The organism is Amycolatopsis azurea DSM 43854, assembly GCF_001995215.1.
In the GTDB taxonomy this organism is placed as follows: domain Bacteria; phylum Actinomycetota; class Actinomycetes; order Mycobacteriales; family Pseudonocardiaceae; genus Amycolatopsis; species Amycolatopsis azurea.
Genome location: NZ_MUXN01000016.1, coordinates 310,813 through 335,787, shown reverse-complemented (window position 1 = coordinate 335,787; position 24,975 = coordinate 310,813). Strand labels below are relative to the sequence as shown.

Here is a 24,975-nt window from a genome sequence, read left to right as displayed (position 1 = left end):
TCTGGACCATGGCAGGGGAAACGACCGGCGTCGAAATCGTCGACGCCGCCCTGGCCGGCGAAGCCGCTCCGTTCGCGGAGCGGCTCGTCGCCGACCAGGTCGCATCGAAACTGGCGTCCCAGGACGCCACACTGTGGGGTCCCGAAGCCGAGTCCGAAGCGTCGATCCGTCTGTCGTGGACGACGCTGCACAAGTCCTCGCGGCCGTTGATCGGCGAGATCGAGGCACTGCGGACCGACCTGCGTTCCGAGGGCGTCGACCGCGTCGTCCTCGCGGGCATGGGCGGTTCGTCGCTGGCCCCCGAGGTCATCACCGCGACCGACGGGGTCGCGCTGACCGTCCTCGACACCACCGACCCCGGTCAGGTCGCCGACGCGCTCGCCGGTGACCTGGAGCGCACGGTCATCGTCGTGTCGTCGAAGTCCGGTGGCACCGTCGAGACCGACAGCCACCGCCGGATCTTCGCGAAGGCCTTCGCCGACGCGGGCATCGACGCGGCCCGCCGGATCGTGGTCGTCACCGACCCCGGTTCGCCGTTCGCGGAACTGTCCGAAAAGGAGGGTTACCGCAAGGTCTTCCTCGCCGACCCGAACGTCGGCGGCCGCTACTCGGCGCTGACCGCGTTCGGGCTCGTCCCGGCCGGGCTCGCCGGCGCGGACGTCGCCCGCCTGCTCGACCAGGCCGCTTCGGTGGCCGACTCCCTCGCGGCCGACACCGTGGACAACCCCGCGGTCAAGCTCGCGGCGGCGTGGGCGGCGGCGCACGAAAAGGGCGCCGAGAAGGTCGTCATCGCCGACACCGGATCGGGCATCAAGGGCTTCGCCGACTGGGCGGAGCAGCTGATCGCCGAGTCCACCGGCAAGCAGGGCACCGGTCTCCTGCCGGTCGCCGTCGAAGGCCCGGACTCCCCCGGTTTCGCCGACGCCAAGGACGACGCCACCCCGGTGGCCGTCGGCCAGGCGGAAGGCGCCGCGAAGATCTCCGTGACCGGCTCGCTCGGCGCGCAGTTCCTGCTGTGGGAGTTCGCGACCGCGTTCGCCGGACGGCTGCTCGGGATCAACCCGTTCGACCAGCCCGACGTCGAGGCCGCCAAGAAGGCCGCGCGGTCGCTGCTCGACAACCCGGACAAGCTCAAGGGCGGCGAAGAGCCGTCCACTGTGGACGGCGCGGTCCAGGTGTTCGGCTCGGAAGGCGTGACCACCGACGGGAAGCTCGCGGACATTCTGCGGGCTTTCTTCGACTCCGCACCGGAAACCGGCTACATCGCGGTACAGGCGTACCTCGACCGTCTCGACGACGCGTCGACGTCGCTCCTGCGCGGCGAGATCGCCAAGCGGACGGGCCGCCAGACCACCTTCGGGTGGGGGCCGCGGTTCCTGCACTCGACCGGGCAGTACCACAAGGGCGGGCACCAGAACGGTGTCTTCCTGCAGATCACCGGCGCCGTCGAAGAAGATCTCGACGTGCCGGACCGGCCGTACACGCTCGGCGTGCTCCAGCACGCGCAGGCACTCGGCGACGGCCAGGTGCTCGCGGAGCACGGTCGTCCGGTGCTGCGCCTGCACCTCACCGACCGGGCCGCCGGCCTGGCCGAACTGGTCCGCGCGGTACAGGAGGCAGGCGAGTGACCCGAGCCTGGAGCAACCCGCTGCGCGACCCGCGCGACAAGCGGCTGCCGCGGATCGCCGGGCCGTCCAGCCTGGTGATCTTCGGCGTGACCGGTGACCTCGCCCGCAAGAAGCTGATGCCGGCGATCTACGACCTCGCCCACCGCGGGCTGCTGCCCGCCGGGTTCTCGCTGGTCGGGTTCGCCCGCCGGGACTGGGAGCACCAGGACTTCGGCGAGCTCGTGCACGACTCGGTCAAGGAGCACGCGCGGACGCCGTTCAAGGAGTCGGTGTGGAACCGGCTCGCCGAAGGCATCCGGTTCGTGCAGGGCACCTTCGACGACGACGACGCCTTCGACAGGCTCGCGCAGACGGTCAAGGACCTCGACGCCGAGCGCGGGACCGGGGGCAACACCGCGTTCTACCTGTCGATCCCGCCGAGCGCGTTCCCGGTGGTGACCAAGCAGCTCGCCCGCTCCGGCCTCGCCGACGCGAGCGACGACACCTGGCGCCGCGTCGTCATCGAGAAGCCGTTCGGCCGCGACCTCAAGAGCGCCAAGGAGCTCAACGAGATCGTGAACGACGTCTTCCCCGAGGAGTCGGTGTTCCGCATCGACCACTACCTCGGCAAGGAGACGGTGCAGAACCTGCTGGCGCTGCGGTTCGCGAACCAGCTGTTCGAGCCGATCTGGAACGCCAACTACGTCGACCACGTGCAGATCACCATGGCCGAGGACATCGGTCTCGGCGGCCGCGCGGGGTACTACGACGGTATCGGCGCCGCTCGCGACGTCATCCAGAACCACCTGTTGCAGCTCCTCGCGCTGACAGCGATGGAGGAGCCGGTCTCGTTCGCTCCGCGCGCTCTCCGTGCGGAGAAGGTCAAGGTGCTCTCGGCGACGAAGCCCCTCGGCCCGCTCGACGAGACCACCGCGCGCGGGCAGTACGCGGGCGGCTGGCAGGGCGGCACGAAGGTGCCGGGCCTGCTGCAGGAAGGCGGCTTCGCGAAGGACTCGACCACCGAGACCTACGCCGCGGTGACGCTGGAGGTGCAGAACCGCCGCTGGGCGGGCGTGCCGTTCTACCTGCGCACCGGCAAACGGCTGGGCCGCCGGGTCACCGAGATCGCCGTGGTGTTCAAACGGGCGCCGCATCTGCCGTTCGACTCGACCTCGACCGAAGAACTGGGCCAGAACGCGCTGGTCATCCGGGTGCAGCCCGACGAGGGCATCACGCTGCGGTTCGGGTCGAAGGTGCCGGGGACCACGATGGAGGTCCGCGACGTCACCATGGACTTCGGCTACGGCCACGCGTTCACCGAGTCCTCTCCGGAGGCCTACGAGCGGCTCATCCTGGACGTGCTGCTCGGCGAACCGTCGCTGTTCCCGGTGAACGAAGAGGTCGAACTGTCCTGGGAGATCCTCGACCCGATCCTCGATCACTGGGCCAAGAAGGGCGCGCCCGAGGCGTACCCGCCCGGTTCGTGGGGACCGCCGTCCGCGGACGAAATGCTGGAGCGTACCGGCCGGAACTGGAGGCGTCCGTGATCATCGACCTGCCGTCGACCACGACGTCGCAGCTGAACAAGAAACTCGTCGAGATCCGCGAACAGGGCGGGCAGGTGGCGCTGGGCCGGGTGCTGACGCTGGTCATAGTGGCCGACGACGACGACCGGCTCGAAGAGGCGATCGAGGCCGCCAACGAGGCCAGCCGGGAGCACCCGTCGCGGGTGATCGTGGTGGCCAAGGGCGCGCGGACCGCCGCGCCGCGGATCGACGGCCAGATCCGGGTCGGCGGCGACGCCGGCGCGAGCGAGGTCATCGTCCTGCGGCTCTACGGTCCGCTGGCGGCGCAGGGACAGAGCGCGGTCGTGCCGCTGCTGCTGCCGGACGCGCCGATCGTCACCTGGTGGCCGGGCACCGGTCCCAAGGCCCCGGCCAAGGACCCGCTCGGTGAGCTGGCTCAGCGCCGGATCACCGACTCGGCGGCGGAAAAGGCGCCCATAAGAGCACTCACCACGCGGGCGAAGTCCTATGTGGAGGGTGACACCGACCTGGCGTGGACCCGGCTGACCAGCTGGCGCGCGCAGCTCGTGTCCGCCTTGGACCTTCCGCCGCACGAGAAGATCACCGGCGCGACCGTGACCGGCGAGGCCGACTCTCCGTCGACCGAGCTGCTCGCCGGCTGGCTGGCCGAGTACCTCAAGGTGCCGGTGAAGCGGGTCAAGAGCACCGGCGCCGCGGGCATCATCTCGGTGACGCTGGACCGGCGTTCCGGCCCGGTGGAACTGCACCGGCCGGACGGACGGGTCGGCACGCTGACCCAGCCGGGCCAGCCGACGCGCCGGATCGCCCTGCAGCGGCGGGACAACAAGGACTGCCTGATCGAGGAGCTGCGGCGGCTCGACCCGGACGAGATCTACGAGGCCTCGCTGAACGGCCTCGCCAAGATCCAGTCGGGTACCGCTGCCAAGGCTTCCCCGGCGAAGAAGGTGGCTCCGGCCAAGAAGGTTCCTGCCACGAAAACCGCCAAGACCGCGAAGAGCGCTTCATGAGCAAGACCGAGGTAGTCGTCTACGAGAACCCGGACCTCCTGGCCGCCGCTACGGCGGCCAGGCTGGTCACCCGGCTCGTGGACGTCCAGGCCGCCAAGGGCTCCGCTTCGGTGGTGCTCACCGGCGGCGGTACCGGGATCGCCATCCTTCGGGAACTGCGCGACTCCAGCGCCCGTGACGCCATCGACTGGTCGCGTCTCGACGTCTACTGGGGCGACGAGCGGTTCGTCCCGGCGGACTCGGACGAGCGCAACGAGAAGCAGGCTCGCGAGGCACTGCTCGATCACGTCCCGCTCGACCCGAAGCGGGTGCACGCGATGGCACCCTCGGACGGCGAGTTCGGCGAAGACGTCGACGCGGCGGCCGCGGCCTACGCGAAGATCCTGACGCCCGAGGTCCCGGCCTTCGACATCATGCTGCTGGGCCTCGGTGGGGAGGGGCACACCGCCTCGATCTTCCCCGAGAGCCCGGCGGTGTTCGAGAAGGAACGCTCGGTCGTCGCGGTGCGCGACTGCCCGAAGCCGCCGCCGACCCGGATCTCGCTGACCCTGCCCGCGATCCGTCGCGCGCAGGACATCTGGCTGGTCACCGGCGGCGAGGCGAAGGCGGACGCCGTCTCGCAGGCACTGGCCGGCGCGGGCGAGGTCCAGATCCCGGTGGCGGGAGCACGCGGCAGCCGCCGCACGCTCTGGCTGCTGGACCGGGGTTCGGCCTCGAAACTCACGAAGGTCTATCAGACCCCGACAGCCTGACCTCGTCACGGGTGAAGCCCTTCCCTCGGTTGAGGGGGTAGAGGCACATGGCGTGTTCGGTCGCCCGCCGGGCCGCCGACCTCGGGTGTCGCGAAAGCCACTTTCGCAACGTTGAACGTTGCGAAAGTGGCTTTCGCCACGCTTCCGGGACTTCGGCGATCACCGCCGGCCGCACCAGTGGATAAACAGACACTGAGGCCTTCACGGACCTGACACCCGACAAGACATCTAGGCCCCCTCTCTCGGTTGAGCCGAAGGAGGGGGTCTTCACGCGCATTCGGCGGTTTCGTGACACCCCCATGGCGGACGTCCGCCGGGCCACTTTTTCCCTACGCTGAAGAAACCCGAGCTCCAGTCCCCGGCCCACAGTCACCGTCCGAACGCGAAAAGTGACATAGATCAACTCTCGCCGGTTTCTCGTCAGAACCGGGCCAGTCGCCCGTCGAAGTGATCAGCGGACCACTGAGCCCGAGTGGTCCGGTGTGGATTCGACCGACCGAACGTTCATGCACCTGTCCGCAGAACGGACAGTGACCGGACAGTCACTAGCCCGACTGGGGGAAACTTACCGTCCTGCTACATCCACCCGTTAGCATCCGCACATTTGTTCGTTCCTGCGCGTCCCGATCGGGCGAAGAACACGTCTCACCATTCAAGTCCACAAGACGAGTGAGGTCGCCAGCGATGAGCACAGAGGGTCTCTCGATGCCAGGTATCTCGGTGGGCGGCTCCGGAGCGGACGCCGCCGACCGGATGCGCCGTGCCGCCGGGGTCATGTCGTTCGCCAAGATCAAACGTCCGGCGCTGGTCGCGCTGGGCATCGACACGCTCGCGATCTTCCTGGCGGCGCTCGACGTCTGGCTGGTGATCCCCGAGAAGGCCCAGCCGTACTCCATCTACCTGTCCGGCGCCGCGTGCCTCGGCCTCGCCTTCCGCCGCAAGCTGCCGTTCCTCGCGGTGATCGTCACCGTCCCGGGCTTCCTGGCGGGATGGTCGCAGCTCGCCGCGATGATCGCGCTCGGCTTCCTCGCCACCCGCAAGCAGATGCACTGGCAGACCTGGACCGGGTTCGCGCTCGTCTTCACCTGCCGGTTCGTCCAGTGGCCGCTGGCCGACTTCGTCGAGCTCAGCTGGCGCGAACACGTCCTGGACGGGATCTACGGCGTCATCGTCGCCGGGATGCCGGTGGCCATCGGCCTGCTCATCGGAGCGCGGACCGAGGTCTCGCAGAAGCTCGCCGAACTCGCCGCCAGCCGCGACCGCGAACGCCGCTTCCACGCCGACGCCGTCCGCGCGGAAGAGCGCGCCCGCCTCGCGCGGGAGATGCACGACGTCGTCTCGCACCAGATCACGCTGATCGCGATGCAGGCCGGCGCCCTGCAGGCGCAGACCTCCGACGCCCGGTCGCTCGAAACCGCGCAGGTCATCCGAAAGCTGAGCACGAAGACCCTCGAAGAACTGCGCTCACTCGTGAGCGTGCTCCGCTCGGGCTCCGAAGAAGACGGGCCGCGGCCGGGGATCAACGAGCTCGACAGGCTGATCCGGGGCTCGGACGTCCCGGTGCACCTGACCGTCGAGCGGATCCCCGACCTGCTGCCCAGCCAGATCTCGGCGGCGGCCTACCGGACCGTGCAGGAATGCCTGACCAACGTGCACAAGCACGCGCCGGGCGCCACCGCGACCATCCGGATCCAGGGCGAGCACGGTTCGCTCAAGGTCGAAATACGCAACGAGCGCGCTCGGACGACTGGTTCGGCCCTGCCCTCGGGAGGGCACGGGCTGACCGGGCTGGCCGAACGCGCTCGACTGCTGGGTGGGAGCTTCGAGACCGCCGACACCGAGGACGGCGGGTTCCGGGTGCGTGCCCGGTACCCGCTCGACCGGTGAGCGGCTGTTAGATCTCCCGGCGCTGGCGCAACCGCTCCAGCGCCTCGGCGAGGATGGCCTCGCCGTCAGCGTCGGAACGCCGCTCCTTCACATACGCCAGGTGAGTCTTGTAGGGCTCGGTCCGCGGCGCGGCAGGCGGGTTCTTCTCGTCCTGCCCACCGGGGAGCCCACAGCGCGGGCAATCCCATTCGTCGGGAATTTCGGCGTCCATCGAGAACGAGGGCTGCGCCTCGTGCCCGTTGGCACACCAGTAGGAGATGCGACGCCGCGGCGCCGACTCACCCCGCTCCGATTCGCCCGAAGGCCCAGCACCCACACGGGTGCCCCGAATCGCGTTACCGCCAACCATGAATCCTCACACCTATAGGGATCGGCGGCGCGCCCCCCATAGGCACGCCGAAACACCTGGATCGATCAGACCTTGAGCAGGAGCCCGAGGCCGATGATGCTGATCAGCCACACCGCGCCCAGCAGCAGCGTGATCCGGTCGAGGTTCTTCTCGGCCACGCTCGAGCCGGACAGGCTCGACTGCATACCGCCACCGAACAGCGAAGACAGACCGCCACCACGGCCGCGGTGCAGCAGCACGGCTACCACCAGGAAAAAGCTGGAGGCGATCAACAGGATTTGCAGGAACAGCTTCATGTCATCCTCTGCGCTCTTGGAGAATGCAGGAAAACGGTGTGCCACCGACAGCTTGTGACTGTCAGAACACACCGTACTCCTGGACTCGTCCACTGCTGTGTGACGGACCGGATACCCAGGTTACCCGGTAGGTGCCCCGATCAGGGCAGGGGCCCGCCCGCGGCGAGTGCGCAGAGTTTGGTGAACTCGTCACCATCCAGGCTGGCACCACCGACGAGCGCACCATCGATGTTCTCGCAGGCGACGAGGTCACTGATGTTGTTGGCCTTGGCCGAGCCCCCGTAGAGCACGCGGACCGAGGACGCGACCTCGGCGCCGTACTTCTCGGCGAGGGTGGCGCGGATGGCTCCGCACACCTCCTCGGCGTCGGCCGGGGTCGCGACCTTGCCGGTCCCGATGGCCCAGACCGGCTCGTAGGCGACCACGACGTCCTTGACCTGCTCGGCCTTGAGCCCCTTCAGGCCCTCGACCAGCTGGGTCGTGGTGTGGGTGATGTGCTCGCCCGCCTCGCGGACCTCGAGCTTCTCCCCCACGCACAGGATCGGCGTGATGCCGTGCTTGAGCGCGGCCTTGACCTTCTTGTTGACCAGTTCGTCGGATTCGCCGTGGTACTCACGCCGCTCCGAGTGCCCGACGGTGACGAAGCTGCAACCCAGCTTCGCCAGCATCGGGCCCGACACCTCACCGGTGTAGGCACCGGAGTCGTGCGGCGACAGGTCCTGGGCGCCGTAGGTGAGCGACAGCTTGTCGCCGTCGGTCAGCGTCTGGACGCTGCGGATGTCGGTGAACGGCGGCAGGACCGCGACGTCGACCTTCGCGTAGTACTTCTCCGGCAGGGCGAAGGCGATCTTCTGAACCAGCGCGATGGCTTCGAGGTGGTTCTGGTTCATCTTCCAGTTGCCGGCGATGAGCGGTTTGCGCGCCACTAGTCGTTCTCTCCCAGCACAGCGACTCCGGGCAGTTCCTTGCCCTCCAGGTACTCCAGCGACGCGCCGCCGCCGGTCGAGATGTGCGAGAAGCCGTCTTCGGGCAGGCCCAGCTGCCGGACGGCCGCGGCGGAGTCGCCGCCGCCGACCACGGTGAAGGCGTCGCTCTTGACCAGCGCTTCGGCCACGGCACGGGTGCCGCCGGCGAAGGACTCGAACTCGAACACGCCCATCGGGCCGTTCCAGAACACGGTCGCGGCGTCGGCCAGCTTGCCCGCGAACAGCTCGCGTGACTTCGGGCCGATGTCGAGGCCCATACGGCCGGCCGGGATGGCCGTCGCTTCGACGACGTCGAACTCCGCGTCGGCCGCGAAGCCCGTCGCGGCGAGGACGTCCACCGGCAGGATCAGCTCGACGCCGCGTTTCTCCGCCTCGGCGAGGAAGCCGCGGACCTGGTCCAGCTGGTCCTCCTGGAGCAGCGAGTTGCCGACCTCGTGGCCCTGGGCCTTGAGGAAGGTGTACGCCATGCCGCCGCCGATGAGCAGCCTGTCGACCTTGGTCAGCAGGTTGGCGATCACGCCCAGCTTGTCCGACACCTTCGCGCCGCCGAGGACGACGACGTACGGCCGGGCGAGGTCCTCGGTCAGCTTCTTGAGGACGTCGACCTCGGCCAGCACGAGGCCGCCCGCGTACGCCGGGAGCGCCCGCGCGATCTCGTAGACCGAGGCCTGCTTGCGGTGCACGACACCGAAGCCGTCGGAGACGAACGCGCCGCCAGGGACGAGCGCGGCCAGCTCGGCGGCCAGCTCCTGGCGTTCCGCCTCGACCTTGCTGGTCTCGCGCGCGTCGAAACGCACGTTCTCCAGCAGGGCGACCTGACCGTCGGCCAGGCCCGCGACGGTGGCCTTGGCGGACTCGCCGACCAGGTCACCCGCCAGCGGGACGTCCACGCCGAGCAGCTCGGTGAGCTTCGCGGCGACGGGCGCGAGCGAGAACTTCGGGTCCGGCTCGCCCTTGGGACGGCCGAGGTGCGCCGTGACGACCACCTTCGCGCCCGCCTCGGCGAGCCGCTTGAGGGTCGGCAGGGCCGCGCGGACGCGGCCGTCGTCGGTGATCTTGTCCCCGTCGAGCGGGACGTTCAGGTCGGAACGCACGAGTACGTACCGGCCCGAAACGTCCCCGCTCAGCAGGTCTTCGAGGTTCTTCAGCGCCATCGGTCAGGAAAGCTTGGTGCCGACGAGCTTGACGAGGTCGGCGAGGCGGTTGGAGTAGCCCCACTCGTTGTCGTACCAGCCGATGACCTTGACCTGGTTGCCGATGACCTTGGTCAGCGGCGCGTCGTAGATGCAGGACGCCGGGTCGGTGACGATGTCGGCCGAGACGATCGGGTCGTCGCTGTAGCGCAGGATGCCGGCCAGGGGGCCCTCGGCGGCGGCCTTGTACGCGGCGTTGATCTCCTCGAGGGTCGCGCTCTTGGTCAGCGTGACGGTGAGGTCGGTGGCCGAGCCGGTCGGGATCGGGACGCGCAGCGCGTAACCGTCCAGCTTGCCCTGCAGCTCCGGCAGGACCAGGCCGATGGCCTTGGCGGCACCGGTCGAGGTCGGGACGATGTTCAGCGCGGCGGCGCGGGCGCGGCGCAGGTCCTTGTGCGGCGCGTCCTGCAGGTTCTGGTCCTGCGTGTACGCGTGGATGGTGGTCATCAGGCCCTGCTCGATGCCGAACGAGTCCTGCAGGACCTTGGCCAGCGGGCCGAGGCAGTTCGTGGTGCAGGAGGCGTTCGAGATGATGTTCTGCGAGCCGTCGTACTTGTCGTCGTTGACGCCCAGCACCACGGTCAGGTCCTCGCCCTTGGCGGGCGCGGAGATGATGACCTTCTTCGCGCCGCCGGCGAGGTGCGCCTTGGCGGCGTCGGCGTTGGTGAAGAAGCCGGTCGACTCGACGACGACGTCCACGCCCAGGTCGGCCCAGGGCAGGTTGGCCGGGTCGCGCTCGGCGAGGGCCTTGATCGTCTTGCCGTCGACGACGATGCCCTCGTCGCTGACGCTGACCTCGCCCGGGAAACGGCCGAGGATGGAGTCGTACTTCAGCAGGTGGGCCATCGTGGCGACGTCGCCGAGGTCGTTGAACGCGACAACCTCGATGTCGTGACCGGCGGCCTGCACGGCCCGGAAGAAGTTGCGGCCGATGCGGCCGAAGCCGTTGACACCTACGCGAACCGTCACTGCTGCCACTCCCTTGAGACTCGTCCGGGATCGCCCCGGTAAGACGTCCTTTACTCGGGCGCAACCCTAGCGTGCGTGCTCGGGCGACCCTCTTTGCCCTGACGAGACTTCCACCACTCGGTGGGTCAGGTCAAGAATCGATTAAGTGCATCGCTACCAGGACGTCTTGCGAAAACTCTCAGCTTTGTTGTGCTAGCCGTCGCTCCAGCGGGGTGCGCATCCGTGGCGTGACTCGCACCTCTCCGAACCACTCGGCCAGGTGGTTCGCCTCCGCTTCGACGGCCTGTTCGACCTCCGCGCCGACGTCCTCCAGGAAGTAGTGGACGACCTCGCCGTCCGGACGGTGCGCCCAGCCGCCGACGATCCGGCCGTCGGCCCAGACGGTGGGGCCGATGTTGCCGGTGCCGTCGAACAGTGGCGCGCGGTGCGGGCCGAGGTACCAGTCCCGCTCGATCCAGCCCATCGACGTCGGGTCGAGGGACGGGAGCAGCGCGACCCAGGGCCCGGGGTCCGCGACCGGTTCCAGATCGTCGGCGAGCACCACGCCGGGGACGCCGTCGAGGTCGACCTCGATCGGCTGAACCGCGGCGAGCGCCTTCTTCGTCTGCCCGACCGTCCAGCCCGTCCACCACCGCAGATCCGCGATCGGCGCCGGGCCGTAGGCGAAGAGCCACCGGCGGGCGAGCTCGGCCCTCGCCTCGTCGGCGTCCCACTCGGTGAGGCCCTGCGGCAGCCAATCCGCCATCGTGGCCCAGTAGTGCTGGCTGCTGATCCAGCTGCCGCGCGGGCGGCCGCGGACGATGCGGCCGTCGACCGCGAGCTGGAACAGGACCCGGCTGGTGACGTTGGCGATCGCCTCGTACGGCTTCCCCTTCGCCATCAGGAGTTGCTGTTTGAGGCGGGGCTCGTCCTGGGAGAGCTGCTGCGCCGTGGCCGAACCGCGGGCCATCAGCGCGCGCTCGGTCGCGTCCTCGACCTCGGCGAGCCAGCGGCCCGGCTCGGGCACGTTCTCCGGATGCCCCTGCGTGCCGAGATGCTGTTCGAGCAGGCGGCGCTGTTTCTTGGCGATGTCCGCCGAGCACGCCGCCTGGACCAGCGACGCGTTCTCGTACCCGAGCACGAAGACCGTGCGGCGCATGCCGAGCATCCGCATCAGCGCGCGCTCGTCGTAGAGCGCGTGCTCCACGTCCGCGACACAGTCGCGTTTGAGCCGGGCCCAGGCCGAGAGATGGACCGTCGCCGGGTCGGTGGCGTGCAGCGCGACGACCGCGTCCGCCACGGTGTGGACCGACGAGGCGGGCGCGGCCAGGTGATGACGCGTGGCGAGACGGGCGCGGCGCTGCCGGATGTCGATCTTGGGGGTCACGGATCGGTTCTACCACCGGGCCCCGACAAAACCGGTCCCGAGCGGCTGAAGGGCGAGCGCGGAGGATTCGGGACGTTTGAGCGACAAGGCAAAGGTGGCGTGTCGAGGTCGCTCGCCCTACGCCCGAACTCGGTTGCGAAAGCCCCGTCACCCGCCCCTCCGGGTCCCTCCGAGCGCCTGTCGGTGAAGGCCCCCTTGAGGGACTCTGGGTCCCTCAAGGAGGCCTCGTATTTGCTTACCTATGCCTGACCTGCGTGAGGGTGGTGGTTGCGCGGGTACATCCGGTCGCTTGCCTTGATCAACGGAGGATCGGGGACACTCAACGTCCCCGATCCTCCGTTGATCAAGGTCGCGCCTGCCCTGCCCTGTGGCGGACAACCTGACGGGGGAAGATTCCGGACGTCAGACGGCCGGAATCTTCCCCCGCCGACCACACCGCAATCGGCCGCCCCGGCGCCCTCGGCTAGATCCGCTCCAGCTCGAACACCGGGATGATCCGGCTGGTCTTGCTCTGGTACTCGGCGAACTGCGGCATGAGAGTGGACTGCCGGGCGTAGACGTCGTCGCGCTCGGAGCCGGTCAGCACCCGCGCGCGGACCGGGAAGGTCTCGGTGCCGAGTTCGACCTTGGTGTCCGGGTGGGCCACCAGGTTGTGGAACCACGCCGGGTTGTCGTCGGCGCCGCCCTTGCTGGCGAAGATGTAGATCCGGTCGCCCTCCAGAAGCGGGACGAGCGGCGCGATCCGCTCCTTGCCGGACTTCGCGCCGGTGTGATGGACGAGGACCAGCGGGAAGCCCTCGAACATGCCGCCCGCCTTGCCGCCGGTCTGGCGGAATTCGGCGATCACGGTGCGGTTGATCTCGTCGAAGTCGAATTCGATCGTTTCTGCCATGAACTCGATCGTATGGCGCACAGGGTGACCGTATCGATGCCTGAAAACGCCATGGACATATCCATCTGTCGCATTATCATCGGTCTCATGGACCTTTTGGCCGAAACCCTCGCCGTCGGCGGCGTCCGCGGTACCGCCGGGGCCCGGATCGAGGGGTCCGGACCGTGGGGAATCCTCTGGCACCGCATCGCCGGCGCGGCCTTCTACGCCGTCACCTGCGGGACGGCCTGGCTCGACCTGCCCGGCCAGCCACCGCGGCAGCTCATGCCCGGTGACGTCGTCCTGCTGCCGAACGGCCAGGAGCACACTCTGCGCAGCGCCCCGGACGCGCCGGTCATTCCCCAGCTCTGCTCGGTGGCGGAGCGGGCGCGGAAATGCGGCGGCGTGCTGCGCCTCGGCTCCGGCGAGGTGCAGACGCACGTTCTCGGCGCGTCCTACGACTACGACCCGGCGGTGTCGACCCAGGTACTCGCCACGCTGCCGGATGTGGTGCACATCCGCGCGAACCGCGGCGGCGACGGGCTGGACGACACCGTCCGGCTGCTGTCGCGGGAACTGGCCGGTCCGCAGATCGCCACCGACTTCGTCCTCAACCGGCTCGTCGACATCCTCCTGGTCCAGCTGCTCCGCGTGTGGCGGACCGAGAAACCGGCCGAGGCGCGGGGAACCTGGCTCGGCGTCCTGGGCGATCCGCTGGTCAGCGTGGCACTGGCCAAGATCCACGAGGCCCCGGCGAGACCGTGGACGACCGACCTGCTGGCGGCGGAACTGGCGACCTCGCGCAGCACGCTGACCCGGCGTTTCCGCGACACCACCGGCCGGACTCCCGGCGATTACCTGACCCAGTGGCGGATGGACCTGGCCGCGGTCCGGCTCCGCGACACCGACGAAACGGTGGACAGCATCGCCCATTCGGTCGGCTACACGTCGGTGTTCGCGTTCAGCCGGGCATTCCGGCGCGCACGGCACGAAGCCCCCGGGCAATACCGGGCCTCCAGCCGCGAAAGCCTCAGGCCGACACCGGCCGGGTGACCGGATCGGGCTATGCGCACGTCCCGAGCGCCTCGCACGGGACGCTCACCGTCTCGAACGTGGCGCTCGGGACACTCCCTGGCCCGTCAGGCAGGCTCTTCCTTCGGCTCGGGCTCCTCGGCCGGCCGCGTGAACAGCCGCGTCGCCGAAAGCCGCGCGACGCCGTCCGGCTCCCCGAGTTCGTCGGTCGCGTTCCGGATCGTCGCGTCGACGGACAGGTACTTCCGTCCCGCCCGCAGGTCCGCGTCGTTGCGCAGCCGCACGATCAGCGGGAACTCGCTCAGCGCGCCCGCGTCGAACAGGCCGGTGGTGTAGATCAGCTGGACACCCAGCGCCTCCGCGACCGCGCGCTGCAGCTCCAGCAGGTACCCGGCCGACGCGCGGCCGATCGGGTTGTCGAGGAACAGCACACCGGAATGCCGGTTGCGGGCCTTGCCCCGGTTGTTCGCCCGCAGCGCCGCCAGGGTGCAGTACAGGATGATCGCCGCGGTCAGCTGCTGCCCGCCGGAGAACACGTCACGGATCTCGGAAACCCGCTGCCGCTCGGTCCGCAGCACGGAGTCCGGCTTCAGCATGTCGACCCGGAAACCCTTGGGAGCGGCGGCCTGTACGCCGCGCAGCACGAGCGAAAGCCCGTCCCGCTTGACGTCCCGGCCGTCCGAGGTCTTCCCCACCGCGGCCTCGTCGACGACCTCGCCCAGCTTCTCGGCGAGCACGTTCTCCTCGAGTTCGGTGAAGCGGATCCGGAGGAACTCCTGACCCGACCAGTCGCCGAGACCGTCCGGCAGCCGCGAAACCCGTTGCGCGGCACGGAGGGTGCGCAGCGCGCCGTCGACCATGCCCTGCAGCCGCGTGATGATGCCGCCGCGGTGCCGGTCGATCTGCGCGAGATCGTCGGTGAGCGTGCGCAACCGCGGCCGCAACGCCTCGGCCCATTCCGCGGCGTGGGCGGGCAGCTGATCACGGCGGACCGAGATCACCTGCTGCCGCACCGGCGTGCTGAGCTTCTCGAACCGCTTGTCCGTCGCGTACTGCGCCAGCTGGTCGGCCGCGGCCCGCACCCGGCGGTCGCCCGCGTCGGCGGCGTCCTGCGCGTCGGTGAGCGCGGTGTTGAGCCGCGAGTGCTTGGCCCGCGCGGATTCGACGTCGCCGTCGAACGCCGCCTCGTCGTCCTCTTTGGACAGCAAGTGCGCCATGGACTCGGCCAGCAGGCCGAAGCCGGACGCGGACGTCTTCGCGGACTCCAGTGTCGCTTCGGCGGCGGCGCGGCGCTCCTGGAGCTCCTCCCATTTCCGCGCGGCGGCGGACACTTCGAGGCTGGCGTCGTCGATCAGCGCCAGGCCGTGCTCGATGTCCTTCGGCCGCGCGTCGGACGAGATCGCGGCGAGTGCCGACGGCTGCTCCGGGAGCTGGCTCAGTTCGGCCTTGCGGGTCGCGACGAGGCCGACGATCTCGGTGCGTTCCTCCTCCAGGACCGCGACCGCGCGGTTCGCCCGTGCCTGCGCGGCCGCCCGCGCCGAAGCGTCGGAACCGTCCGGCGTCTCCAGCAACACCGACGCTCGCTCGCGGACGGCGTCGTCCAGTGCTTCGAGGGCCGCCCGCGCGGACGCCTCGACGCTCTCGGCCTGGTCGAGTTCGGCCCGGAGGTCGCTGCCGACCTCGACCTTCGCGTACGCCTCGGAAGCCGACGCGAAGGTACGCCGCAACGCGTCAACCGGTTCGCCGGGCGCGGGGTCGTCCTCGGTGACGTCACTCGATCCCGGGACCTCGGCCAGTTCCGACTTCGCGGTCGTCGCCGTGCGCCGGTGCCCGTCCGCGGTGCGCTGTTCCTCACCGGCCTGCTCACGCAGCCGGGAAGCCTTGGCCGCGGCTTCGGACGCCGTCGACTCGGCCCGCTCGGCGGTCTCCGACGCGCGCTCGACGTCGTCCGTCCACTCGGGAATCTTCGCGGCGCGGGCAGAGACTGTTTCCAGGCCGCGGGCGCGCTCCCCCGCCTCGGCCGAAGCCGTGCGCAGTTCGGGAATCCGCTCCCGCAACCCGGCCGACTTCTCGCCGAGCCGCTGGAACTCCTTCTCCGCCTGCTCCAGCGCGGTCTGCGCGGTCTCGTGCGCGGTGCGCGCGTTCTGCCGCTGCTCGGCCAGCGTCGCGATGCTGCCGGGCGGGTAGTCCTCGCGCCAGGTCTTGAGCTTCCACGACAACGCGCTGTCGTCGGCCAGCGACGTCGTCAACGCCTCCAGGCGGCGCTGCCGTTCCGCGTGCCGGAGCGCGATCGCCTCGCGCTCGGCGTCGGCGGCTTCCTCGTCGTACATCGCCGGATTGGGCGGCACGAGGAACTCGATGCCCGCTTCACCGGGCAGGCGGTCGGTCGTGGTGGCTTCGGTCGTGGCCACCGGGATGATCGTGCTGGGCAGCAGGCGTCGCTCCGCCAGGACCTTCTCGGCGAGCCGGACCTGCTCCGGCTCGTTGAGCAGGATCCCCGAGACCAGCTGGGGCGCGCGGGCCAGCACGGCCGCCCGCCGCTTCTTGTCCAAAGTAGACAGATAGCGCCAGCCGGACCACGCGTTCATCCCGGCGGCTTCCAGCGCGTCCAACGCGGCCTGGACCTCTTCGGGGGCGGGCAGGAGACCGCCCGAACCGAGCGCGTTCAGCGCGCGCTCGTCGACGGACTCCTCCATCCGCAGCGCGGTCTGTTCCTTCTCCGCGGCCGAACCCGCCTCGCGCAGCCGTTCCAGCAGCACCGGGAGGTCGGTCTCCAGCGCGACGTCGTCCGCGCCGAGGAGTTCGCTCAGCCGGGGTTCGACGGCGAGCGCGTCGGTGCGCCGGTTGGCCCTGTCGAGCTCCTCGGCCGCGCGTTCCAGCCTGTCCTTTGTGGACCCCGCGAGCCGGTGCGCGTCGTTGACGGTGGTCTGCGCCGACCGCAGATCCTCCGTCACGCGTTCGAGTTCCTGCTCACGGCGGACGAGTTCCGCGGCGGTCGTCTCGGCCTCGGTCCGGGCCGCACGCGCCGCCTCGGCGACGTCGGCCCCGGCCTTGAGCGCGCCGGACCGGACCGCTTCCGCGATCTCCTCGCGGATTTCCGCGATCCGCGACCCCAGCCCGCGGGCTTCCGCCCGGCGCGAGGCCGCGAGGTTCGCCGACTCGTCGCGCTCGGCTTGGGCTTTCTCCGCTTCGGCGCGCAGGGCGCCGACATGGGCTTCGGCCTTCGAGGCCTGTTCGGTGGCGTTCTTGGCCAGCGCCAGCAGTCCCCTGGCGAGCGCGGCGGCCGCGGTGTTGCGCGCCTGGAGCGCGGGCTGCGCCTTCTGCTCGCGGCTCCCCACCAGCTCCCGGAAATCACGCGCCTTGCGGGCGGCGTTGAGGTGGTTGAGCACGGTGGCGCATTCACGCCAGGCCTCGGCGGCGGTCTTGGCCTCGGCCAGTTCGCCGTCGATCCGCTTCTTGCTCTCCTGCGCCTCGTCGAGCCGCAGTTTTCCGACCAGGCGCCGGAGTTCGGTGACCCCGGCGGTGAGACGGCGGTGATCGCCCTCGGCCAGCTTCTCGGCGGACTTCACCTCGTCGACGTGCTGTTCCAGGCCGCTCAGCCGCTCGTTCTCCAGCTTGTCGCGAGCGGCGACCTGACCGGCGAGCGTCCGCATCTCGGCGCGGGCCGCGTCGGCGAGCTTCCGCGACGCGGCGGCGACGCCTTCCTCCTCCGCCAGCGGCGTGAGCAGGTCGAGCGCCCCCGCGACGAAGTCCCGCTCCGACAACAGGTCCCCGCGCTGGGCGAGGTTGTGCGCGTAGGTCGCGACGACCTCGGCGAGATCCTTCGGCTCCTCCTCCGAAAGGACCGCGCGCAGCAGGAACTCGACGAACGCCTCGTCGGTGCTGAACGCGAAGGCGTCCGCCGCCTCGCCCTCACCGGCGTTCATCGCGCGCTGGTACCGGAAGAGCTCGGTGTCGAGGCCGAGGCCGTCGAGCCGGGACGTCCACTCGTGGTGGCGCCGGGTCCAGAACAGCTCCAGTTCCGGCTCGCCGCCGTGCACCTTGTCGAGCTGGTCGTGGAAGCCGGACATGGTCAGCAGCCTGCCGTCGGACGTCAGCGGCAGCGTGTCCAGATCGAGCGAGGGCGTGGGGCGGAAGCAGTACCAGGAGTCGGCGAGGTTCTCCGAGTCCGCCGACACCACGTGCCCGCGCCATTCCGACACCTTGCCGGTGATCACCCTGTGGCCGGTCTCGACCTGCAGCCACTCCAGCACGACGTGCGAGACGTCCTTGGCGGCGACGAACTTCTCCAGCACCTTGGTGTTGGTCGTGCCGACGACCTGTCGGCGGCCGGGCAGCATCACCGAGAAGATCAGCTTGATCAGGACGGATTTGCCGCCGCCGTTCTCCAGGAACAGCACGCTCGCCGGCGACGGCCGGCGCGGCGGCCCCTCCCCCGCCAGGTGGATCCCGGCGCTGAACAGCGCGTCCTGCTTGGGCGCGGTGATGGCCGCGCCGACGCCGCTGAAGTCCAGCACGACGTCCTGGTACCGCGCGCCCGCCGGGCCCACCGAGTGCAGGCGAACCCGCGAAAGCTCGTACATCGACTCCCCTTGTTACAGCGTGTCCGACGCGGCGGCGCGCAAAGTTCCGCCGCCGTTGGCGACCGAGACCACGTTCAGTTCGAGCAGATCGTCGAAGGCCGCGTCGGCGGCGAGTTCGCGCACCTGCACCTGATAACGCGGTGTCGTGCGGTAGGTCCCGCCCTGTTCGCCGCTGACCTGGACGAGAAAGCCTTGATCGGCGAGGAAACGCAGCGCCCGCGCGACCATGCCGCGCGTGGTGTCCGACGCCAGCCTGCCGTCCTTGGTCGCCGCGGCCGCCGGACGCCGGGCGTAGGCGCGCCAGGCCTGTTCGAGTTCGGGCGCGTCGGCCAGCGGGTCGTTGTTCGCCTCGGCCTCCGCCGCGCGCTCGTCGAGGATCCGGCAGGCCTCGCGCACCATCGCGTCCACCTGCTCGACGCTGACGCGGCCGATGTAGGTGTCGTTGGCGAGGTCGTCCGGGCGCGGGTAGCCGAGCGCGGCGGTCGCGAGGTGGACGAGCCCGTGCAGCACCTTCTCGGTCTCACGGCGTTCGCGGATCTTGCTCTGCCGGGCGTAGCTGTCCATCTTGATCTCGAAAACGGACTCGTCGGTCGCCGCCAGCACGGCACCGGCCTGGAGATTGACCTCCAGCACCATCAGCCCGAGCCCGGCCGCGACAGCGTGCGTGAGCTGCTTGAACGCCCTGTCCTCGCCATAGCGCCGGACGAGATCGCCGTAGACGACGTCCCGCGACGGCAGCTGCTTCGGCCGCATGCCGAACGAGACGAGCCGGGCCGCGGATTCGACGTCCCCTGTGGAAATCCCCGTCGTCACGCGACCTCCTCCTCTTCCTGATCATCACGGTCGACCCTGGCCGACGAAAGCAGCAGATCCGCCCCGCCGAACTCGGGGTCTTCGAGCAAAGTTCCGTCGTCGACGGCCAGCAGCACTTGACGCTCCCCCAGCCGCAGCGCCGCGCCGACCTCGGGACTGTAGGCGTGCACCGCCCGCAACGCGACCAGGGCGGGCAGCCCGGGATCGATCCGCCTGGCCTCTTCGAGCAGCCCGGAGAGCCGTCGCGGCACCTCCGGCAGGTCGAGCAGTTCGTCGGCGAGGCGCCACTGCTCGTCGCCGAACCGGTCGGTGACGTCGGCGGGCATCAGCTCGGGTTCGGGGATCTCGCCGACGAGCTGGTCGCGTTCCGGCGCGGGCCGCAGCAGCAGCGACACCAGCGACGACAGCGACGGCACCGTCGGCGGGGAGATCCCGGCCCCGGCGTGGAAGAACGACTCGGCGGGCGCGACGGCTTCGGCGATCGGCAGGCCCAGCGTCGGCATCAGGAGCTGGCCGAACAGGTCGATCGTCGCGCGCTGCGGCGGCCCGGAGAACTGCTGGCGGTCCTGCTCGGCGCGGAACACCGCGCCGGCGTCGGCCAGCCTCGACTGGAGCCGCGTGTGGCGGCGGATGCAGTCACCGACGATGTCGACGAGCTCCGCGGCGCGGCGTTTGCGGTCGAGGTCCTCGGTCTCGTCCCTCGACGCGGTGATGTTCTTGAGGATCGCGTTCTCGGCGCGGAAGCGGGACTCGATATGGGACAGGGCCTGGTCCAGCAGGTCCGGGACCTCGCGCTCCCAGTCGACCGCGCGCACGTCGCGCCGGGTGGCGTCGAGTTTGGCGCGCAGTGTCTCGCCGTACTGGACCGTGCGATAGCGGGCCTGCTCGGCGGCGAGCTTCGCGTCGGCGAGGCGGCCGCGGTTGATCAGGTTCTCCAGTTTGACCTCGGCCGCGATCTGCGCGGACTCGACGTCGGTGTCCAGCGCGCCGACCAGCACGTTGATCGCCTCGTCGGTGGCGCGCAGGTAGACCTCGCCGTCGGGCGCGGCCAGTTCGACGAGCAGCTTGAAGTCGAACTGACGGCGCTGGTAGCCGCCGCCGGGGCCGATGGAGCCGTAGACGCGGCGGAACCCGCGATCGGTGGTGCCGACGTTGATCAGGTTGTCCAGCACCCACCGGGCGACCTTGGCGTGCTCGTCCGGCGTCCGGCCCGGCGCCTGGAGCGCGACGAACGGCAGCAACCGCGTGATCACCTGTTCGTGGTCGGCGCCGGTGTCGAAGTCCATCGACACGGTGACCTGGTCGATCGTGTGCAGGGCGATCTCGGCCATCTGGTAGATCGTGGCGTCCGCCCAGTCGAGCTTCGCCTTGCGCGCGTCGAGGTCGTGCAAGGGCGCGGTGCAGGCCAGCGCCTTGAGGCGGCGGGTCAGCCCCTCGTCGGCCAGCCCCATCCCGGTCAGCTCGTCGTCTCGCACAGCAGGCCAGGCTAGTCGCCGCCCCTCCCACCCCGCACGGGTGACCGGGGTGCCCGGGCCTCCGGGCGGCGGTAGCGTCTGGTTCATGCGTGAAATGAGCCGTGACGAATGGTGGGCCTTCGCGAGCGAAGGGACGCGGACGGGCATGCTCGGCCTGGTCCGCGCGAACGGGGCGGCGATCGTGACGCCGGTGTGGTTCCTGCTGAACGAGGGCCCTGACGGGGACGAGCTGATCTTCACCACCGGCACCGACACGCTCAAGGGGAAGGCGCTGCGGCGCGACCCGCGGCTTTCGCTGGCCGTCGACGACCAGAAGCCGCCGTACTCGTATGTGCAGTTCACCGCCGAGGCCGTGTTGCACGACGACTACGACGAGATGCTCGAATGGGCGACCAGGCTCGGTGGCCGGTACATGGGCGCAGACAAGGCCGAGGCCTACGGCAAGCGCAACGCCGTCCCCGAGGAGTCCTTGGTGCGGGCGAAAATCGTGAAGGTGATCGCGCGGGCCGACATCGCCGGCTGACGCCCCTTCTCCCCTTCGCATCTAGTCCTCTGGATGCGGTACTTGCACACGCGAGGACCGCATCCAGAGGACTAGATGCTTTCTAGGGGTACCGCCGTCCCGCTGAACGCGACAGCGGGCGTGACACTCCGTGTTGATGTTGGTCGACTATTGACACGAAGCACCCACTGGTGTGTGATCTGAACCATAGATAGGAAAGTTTCCTAACTAAAACGATCCCCCGCCGGGTCTCGCCCCGGTCCGCCGTTGCACCTCCCGTCCCCCACTTCACGCATGGAGGCTCCAGTGGCACCCCGACCACCGTGGCGCGCGCTCGGCACGTGTGCCGCAGCGACGGCGATGACCCTCGCCGTCCTGCCGGCCCTTCCCGCCGGCGCGGCACCGACCGACTACGAATCCGAAGCCGCGACGATCTCCCAAGGCGCCGTCGAAAAGAACCACGCGGGCTATTCCGGCACCGGGTTCGTGAACTTCGACAACGTCGTCGGCAGCTATGTCGAGTACACGGTGAACGCCGCGCAGGCCGGAACCCAGACACTGACTTTCCGCTACGCCAACGGAACCACGGTCGACAGGCCGGTCTCGCTGAGCGTCAACGGCACTTCCGCGGGGACGCTGTCCTTCCCCGGTTCCGGGGCTTGGACCACCTGGAAGACCGTCACGAAGGACGTCACGCTGGCCGCCGGGGCCAACAAGATCCGCACCACCGCGACGACGGCGGAAGGCGGCCCCAACGCGGACAAGCTCACCGCGAGCGGAGTGTCCGACGCCGAAGCGCCGACCCCGCCCAAGAACCTGGCGGCCAAGGACATCAAGGCCCGGAGCGCCACCTTCACCTGGGAGGCCGCGACCGACAACGTCGGCGTGGTCCGCTACGACGTCATGCGCGGCGGCAACGTCCTCAAGAGCGTCGACGGGAACACACTCACCGCGACCGTCGACAACCTCCAGCCGAACACGGCCTACGACATCTCGGTCGGTGCCTTCGACGCGGCCGGAAACCCTTCGCAGCAAAGCAATGTCGTGCAGTTCACCACGCCACCCAGCGGGGACACCACCCCGCCGACCGTGCCGGGGAACCTGCGCTCGACGTCGGTGACCGCGAACAGCGTCTCCTTGGCGTGGAACGCTTCCACGGACGACAGCGGCACCGTCGCCGGCTATGACGTCTACCAGGGCACCACGAAGGTCGCGACGACCCCTTCCCTCGACGCCACGATCACCGGACTGACGGCGAACACGTCGTACACGTTCACGGTGAAGGCCCGTGACCTCGACGGCAACGTCTCGGCCGCGAGCACCGCGCTGACCACCAAGACGAGCGGGAACGCGGGCGGCGGAATCCCTGAGTACGACAAGGACATCACGAAGGTCGACCTCGCCTGGTCGGTCGACTTCCTGCCGGACGGCAGCGCACTGGCGACCGAACGGGACCGGTTCGAGATCCTGCGGATCACGCCGTCGGGCGAGAAGACCGCGGTCGGCAAGGTTCCCGGCGCGGTCGGCACGAACGGCGAGGGCGGTCTGCTCGGCATCGCGATCTCGCCGAACTACGCCACCGATCACGCGATCTACCTGTACCACACGGCTTCCGGCGACAACCGGATCGTGAAGATGACCTACGACAACGGAAAGCTGTCGTCGACGTCGATCCCGGTGCTCACCGGGATCGCGAAGAACCGTTACCACAACGGCGGAAGGCTCCGTTTCGGCCCGGACGGCAAGCTCTACGCCACCGTCGGCGACGGCCAGAACAAGGACACCGCGCAGAACAAGGGTTCGCTCAACGGGAAGATCCTGCGGGTCAACACCGACGGTTCGGCGCCGAGCGACAACCCGTTCTTCTCCACCGGCGGCAACGCCCGCTACGTCTGGAGCTTCGGGCACCGCAACCCGCAGGGCCTGGCATGGGACTCCCGCGGGCAGCTGTGGTCCTCGGAGTTCGGTGACGGCAAGCTGGACGAGCTCAACCTGATCCAGAAGGGCGGCAACTTCGGCTGGCCCCAGTGCGAAGGCACCGACGGCAGCTGCGGTGGCACGGTCGCGCCGAAGAAGACCTGGCCGACCAGTTCCGGCGGGCCGAGCGGGATCGAGATCGTCAACGACTGGATCTACATCGCGGCCGTCACGAGCGAACAGCTCTTCGCCACCCAGATCAACTCGTCGGGCACCGGCGTCGGTTCGGTGCAGTCGCTGTTCTCCGGCCGCTGGGGCAGGCTCCGCTCGGTCACCAAGACCCCGGACGGCGGCCTGTGGGTCACCTCGACCAACGCGGACAAGAACGGCGGCACCCCGAGCGGCATCGACAACGTGGTGGTGCGGTTGAAGTTCCCGGGCGGTGGGCAGCAGCCGGGAGCGTTCAAACTGGCCAGTTCCGCGTTCGCCGACAACGCTTCCATTCCCGACAAGTACAGCTGCGCCGGTGACGGCGCCGCGGGCCAGGACACCTCCCCACCGCTGGCGTGGGGTGCCGGGACCACCGGCGCCAAGGGATACGCGATCGTCTTCGCCGACGTGGCCAACAACGGCAACAAACTGCACTGGGCGATCTGGGACCTCCCGGCGTCCGCGGCGTCACTGCCCGAAGGACTGGGAGCGGGTTACACCGTCCCGAACCAGAACGGCGCCAAGCAGAAAGCCATGGGAAGCGGTGCGAACACACAGAAGTACTTCGGCCCCTGCCCCGGCGGTTCCAGCCATCCCTACACGTTCACGCTCTACGCGCTGAACACGGCGACGGTGCCGGGCTTGTCCTCGTCCTCGACGATGGCGCAGATCGAGACGGCGATCAAGAACGCCTCGACGGCCAACGTCAAACTGCGCGGCAATTCCAAGGCCGCGTCCTGAGTCACGGTCGGGGTGTCCGGAGCGGCGCCGGGCACCCCGACCGTATCCAGTGTGAACTGGAGAGGCGCCACCCCGTCCGGGATTTCCCGACGGGGTGGCGTTTTCGTGGGAAACAACCTCATTGACGCGGCGTCAGCGTACCGGCAAGATCATGGTAAGCAGGTCGTCCGGGTCGGGGCCCAGTGGAGACGCCTGCGGTGATCTGGGGAGAGAAATTGCGTAATCTCAAACGATTCCTCGTGTCCATGACCGTCCTCGCCGGATTCTCGGCGCTGTTCGGCGCGCCCGCCGCGCAGGCGGACGAACACGTCAACCTCGGCCAGCTGTCGCTGCGGCCCGCCAAGATCAACGGTACGAGCGGTGCGCGAGTCGCCGCGGAACAGCAGGCGTATCTCCTCGGCCCGGCCTCGGACGAAAGCCGTTGCCTGGACGCGGATCTGGGCACCATCGACGGAAACGGCACCAGGGTCCAGCTGTGGACCTGCATCGTCAACCCGGACGGCTCCGTGCCGGCCAACCAGGCCTGGTACATCACGCAGATCCCCGAGGGGCACTACCGCTTCCAGAACGTCTGGAGCGGACGATACCTGGACGCCGACCTCGGCACGATCGACAGCAACGGCACCAAGATCCAGCTCTGGGACTACATCGCGGCCGCGTCGAACCAGTGGTTCTCGGTGACCGAGAACCCCGAGGGCTTCCTGCGCCTGCAGAACGTGCGCAACGGCCGCTACCTCGACTCCGACCTCAACACTGCCGGCCGTGATGGCGGCGTCGTGCAACTGTGGGACTTCGTGGCGGGCGCCAAGAACCAGTGGTGGTTCTGATCCAGGCCTGATGTCCAGTCCTTCACCGGCCGATAAACTCCGGCC

Annotated in this window: 19 protein-coding genes; 9 read left to right on the top strand and 10 right to left on the bottom strand. The window is 69.5% G+C overall.

What is annotated here, in order from left to right; translation table 11 throughout:
• The first annotated feature begins 8 nt into the window (after window positions 1-8).
• The 5 genes from B0293_RS22660 (at window position 9) to B0293_RS22640 (ending at window position 6,800) form a co-directional block, all read left to right on the top strand.
• A complete protein-coding gene (locus B0293_RS22660; RefSeq protein ID WP_005152276.1) occupies window positions 9-1,628 on the top strand; it encodes a glucose-6-phosphate isomerase in 1,620 nt (539 codons plus the stop codon).
• Window positions 1,625-3,154, top strand: coding sequence for a glucose-6-phosphate dehydrogenase (zwf, locus tag B0293_RS22655; protein WP_005152277.1), 1,530 nt, complete (start codon window positions 1,625-1,627; stop codon window positions 3,152-3,154). The genes B0293_RS22660 and zwf overlap by 4 nt, the downstream gene beginning before the upstream one ends.
• The gene (opcA, locus tag B0293_RS22650) at window positions 3,151-4,161 is read left to right on the top strand and encodes a glucose-6-phosphate dehydrogenase assembly protein OpcA (protein ID WP_005152278.1); all 1,011 of its coding nucleotides are present in this window, start codon (window positions 3,151-3,153) and stop codon (window positions 4,159-4,161) included. The genes zwf and opcA overlap by 4 nt, the downstream gene beginning before the upstream one ends.
• Complete coding sequence (gene pgl / locus B0293_RS22645; RefSeq protein WP_005152279.1) at window positions 4,158-4,913, top strand: 6-phosphogluconolactonase; 756 nt, start codon at window positions 4,158-4,160, stop codon at window positions 4,911-4,913. The genes opcA and pgl overlap by 4 nt, the downstream gene beginning before the upstream one ends.
• Window positions 4,914-5,597: 684 nt before the next feature.
• The gene (locus B0293_RS22640) at window positions 5,598-6,800 is read left to right on the top strand and encodes a sensor histidine kinase (protein WP_167334532.1); all 1,203 of its coding nucleotides are present in this window, start codon (window positions 5,598-5,600) and stop codon (window positions 6,798-6,800) included.
• 7 nt (window positions 6,801-6,807) lie between these two features.
• On the opposite strand, the gene B0293_RS22635 is transcribed toward B0293_RS22640, so the two are convergent.
• The 7 genes from B0293_RS22635 to B0293_RS22605 all read right to left on the bottom strand — a co-directional run bounded on the left by B0293_RS22635 (window position 6,808) and on the right by B0293_RS22605 (window position 12,851).
• Window positions 6,808-7,149 carry an RNA polymerase-binding protein RbpA gene (locus tag B0293_RS22635; RefSeq protein ID WP_034311760.1) on the bottom strand — a complete coding sequence of 114 codons (342 nt, stop codon included), beginning with the start codon at window positions 7,147-7,149 and terminating at the stop codon, window positions 6,808-6,810.
• Between the two features lie 65 nt (window positions 7,150-7,214).
• Window positions 7,215-7,445, bottom strand: coding sequence for a preprotein translocase subunit SecG (gene secG / locus B0293_RS22630; RefSeq protein WP_005152283.1), 231 nt, complete (start codon window positions 7,443-7,445; stop codon window positions 7,215-7,217).
• 140 nt (window positions 7,446-7,585) lie between these two features.
• Window positions 7,586-8,371: a triose-phosphate isomerase gene (gene tpiA / locus B0293_RS22625; RefSeq protein ID WP_005152284.1), complete on the bottom strand. Its 786-nt coding sequence runs from the start codon at window positions 8,369-8,371 to the stop codon at window positions 7,586-7,588.
• Complete coding sequence (locus B0293_RS22620; RefSeq protein ID WP_280617811.1) at window positions 8,371-9,579, bottom strand: phosphoglycerate kinase; 1,209 nt, start codon at window positions 9,577-9,579, stop codon at window positions 8,371-8,373. The genes tpiA and B0293_RS22620 overlap by 1 nt, the downstream gene beginning before the upstream one ends.
• A gap of 9 nt (window positions 9,580-9,588) precedes the next feature.
• The gene (gap, locus tag B0293_RS22615; RefSeq protein WP_005152286.1) at window positions 9,589-10,593 is read right to left on the bottom strand and encodes a type I glyceraldehyde-3-phosphate dehydrogenase; all 1,005 of its coding nucleotides are present in this window, start codon (window positions 10,591-10,593) and stop codon (window positions 9,589-9,591) included.
• A 178-nt stretch (window positions 10,594-10,771) separates the two neighbouring features.
• Window positions 10,772-11,959: a winged helix DNA-binding domain-containing protein gene (locus tag B0293_RS22610; RefSeq protein ID WP_005152287.1), complete on the bottom strand. Its 1,188-nt coding sequence runs from the start codon at window positions 11,957-11,959 to the stop codon at window positions 10,772-10,774.
• Window positions 11,960-12,422: 463 nt separating this feature from the next.
• Entirely contained in the window at window positions 12,423-12,851 is a 429-nt protein-coding gene (locus B0293_RS22605; RefSeq protein ID WP_039915895.1) for a nitroreductase family deazaflavin-dependent oxidoreductase, read from the bottom strand.
• Window positions 12,852-12,938: 87 nt separating this feature from the next.
• Here B0293_RS22605 and B0293_RS22600 point away from each other — a divergent pair, with 87 nt between their 5' ends.
• The gene (locus tag B0293_RS22600; protein ID WP_039915848.1) at window positions 12,939-13,883 is read left to right on the top strand and encodes an AraC family transcriptional regulator; all 945 of its coding nucleotides are present in this window, start codon (window positions 12,939-12,941) and stop codon (window positions 13,881-13,883) included.
• Between the two features lie 86 nt (window positions 13,884-13,969).
• Here the strand turns inward: B0293_RS22600 and B0293_RS22595 are convergent, their stop codons facing one another.
• Genes B0293_RS22595 through B0293_RS22585 form a run of 3 tightly spaced genes read right to left on the bottom strand, consistent with a single transcriptional unit; the run spans window position 13,970 to window position 20,709 of the window.
• Entirely contained in the window at window positions 13,970-18,445 is a 4,476-nt protein-coding gene (locus B0293_RS22595) for a coiled-coil domain-containing protein (protein ID WP_005152291.1), read from the bottom strand.
• Window positions 18,446-18,457: 12 nt separating this feature from the next.
• Window positions 18,458-19,198, bottom strand: a complete 741-nt coding sequence (locus B0293_RS22590; RefSeq protein WP_046199931.1) for a hypothetical protein — start codon at window positions 19,196-19,198, stop codon at window positions 18,458-18,460.
• A 56-nt stretch (window positions 19,199-19,254) separates the two neighbouring features.
• Entirely contained in the window at window positions 19,255-20,709 is a 1,455-nt protein-coding gene (locus B0293_RS22585) for a hypothetical protein (protein ID WP_039915850.1), read from the bottom strand.
• Window positions 20,710-20,818: 109 nt separating this feature from the next.
• On the opposite strand from B0293_RS22585, the gene B0293_RS22580 reads away from it, so the two are divergent.
• The 3 genes from B0293_RS22580 (at window position 20,819) to B0293_RS22570 (ending at window position 24,930) form a co-directional block, all read left to right on the top strand.
• On the top strand, window positions 20,819-21,256 hold the full coding sequence (locus B0293_RS22580; RefSeq protein ID WP_005152302.1) for a PPOX class F420-dependent oxidoreductase: 438 nt from the start codon (window positions 20,819-20,821) through the stop codon (window positions 21,254-21,256).
• Between the two features lie 339 nt (window positions 21,257-21,595).
• Window positions 21,596-24,103 (top strand): PQQ-dependent sugar dehydrogenase, encoded by a 2,508-nt coding sequence (locus tag B0293_RS22575; RefSeq protein WP_005152304.1) that lies wholly within the window; start codon window positions 21,596-21,598, stop codon window positions 24,101-24,103.
• A gap of 245 nt (window positions 24,104-24,348) precedes the next feature.
• Complete coding sequence (locus B0293_RS22570; RefSeq protein ID WP_039915854.1) at window positions 24,349-24,930, top strand: RICIN domain-containing protein; 582 nt, start codon at window positions 24,349-24,351, stop codon at window positions 24,928-24,930.
• The last annotated feature ends 45 nt before the right edge of the window (window positions 24,931-24,975 follow it).

What these genes read in the sequence shown, in the direction of transcription:
- B0293_RS22660 (WP_005152276.1), top strand. Translation starts at nt 9, where the DNA reads ATGGCAGGGGAAACGACCGGCGTCGAAATCGTCGACGCCGCCCTGGCC.
- pgl (WP_005152279.1), top strand. Translation starts at nt 4,158, where the DNA reads ATGAGCAAGACCGAGGTAGTCGTCTACGAGAACCCGGACCTCCTGGCC.
- B0293_RS22640 (WP_167334532.1), top strand. Translation starts at nt 5,598, where the DNA reads ATGAGCACAGAGGGTCTCTCGATGCCAGGTATCTCGGTGGGCGGCTCC.
- B0293_RS22635 (WP_034311760.1), bottom strand. Translation starts at nt 7,149, where the DNA reads ATGGTTGGCGGTAACGCGATTCGGGGCACCCGTGTGGGTGCTGGGCCT.
- secG (WP_005152283.1), bottom strand. Translation starts at nt 7,445, where the DNA reads ATGAAGCTGTTCCTGCAAATCCTGTTGATCGCCTCCAGCTTTTTCCTG.
- B0293_RS22605 (WP_039915895.1), bottom strand. Translation starts at nt 12,851, where the DNA reads ATGGCAGAAACGATCGAATTCGACTTCGACGAGATCAACCGCACCGTG.
- B0293_RS22600 (WP_039915848.1), top strand. Translation starts at nt 12,939, where the DNA reads ATGGACCTTTTGGCCGAAACCCTCGCCGTCGGCGGCGTCCGCGGTACC.
- B0293_RS22595 (WP_005152291.1), bottom strand. Translation starts at nt 18,445, where the DNA reads ATGTACGAGCTTTCGCGGGTTCGCCTGCACTCGGTGGGCCCGGCGGGC.
- B0293_RS22590 (WP_046199931.1), bottom strand. Translation starts at nt 19,198, where the DNA reads ATGCGGCCGAAGCAGCTGCCGTCGCGGGACGTCGTCTACGGCGATCTC.
- B0293_RS22585 (WP_039915850.1), bottom strand. Translation starts at nt 20,709, where the DNA reads ATGGGGCTGGCCGACGAGGGGCTGACCCGCCGCCTCAAGGCGCTGGCC.
- B0293_RS22580 (WP_005152302.1), top strand. Translation starts at nt 20,819, where the DNA reads ATGCGTGAAATGAGCCGTGACGAATGGTGGGCCTTCGCGAGCGAAGGG.
- B0293_RS22575 (WP_005152304.1), top strand. Translation starts at nt 21,596, where the DNA reads ATGACCCTCGCCGTCCTGCCGGCCCTTCCCGCCGGCGCGGCACCGACC.
- B0293_RS22570 (WP_039915854.1), top strand. Translation starts at nt 24,349, where the DNA reads ATGACCGTCCTCGCCGGATTCTCGGCGCTGTTCGGCGCGCCCGCCGCG.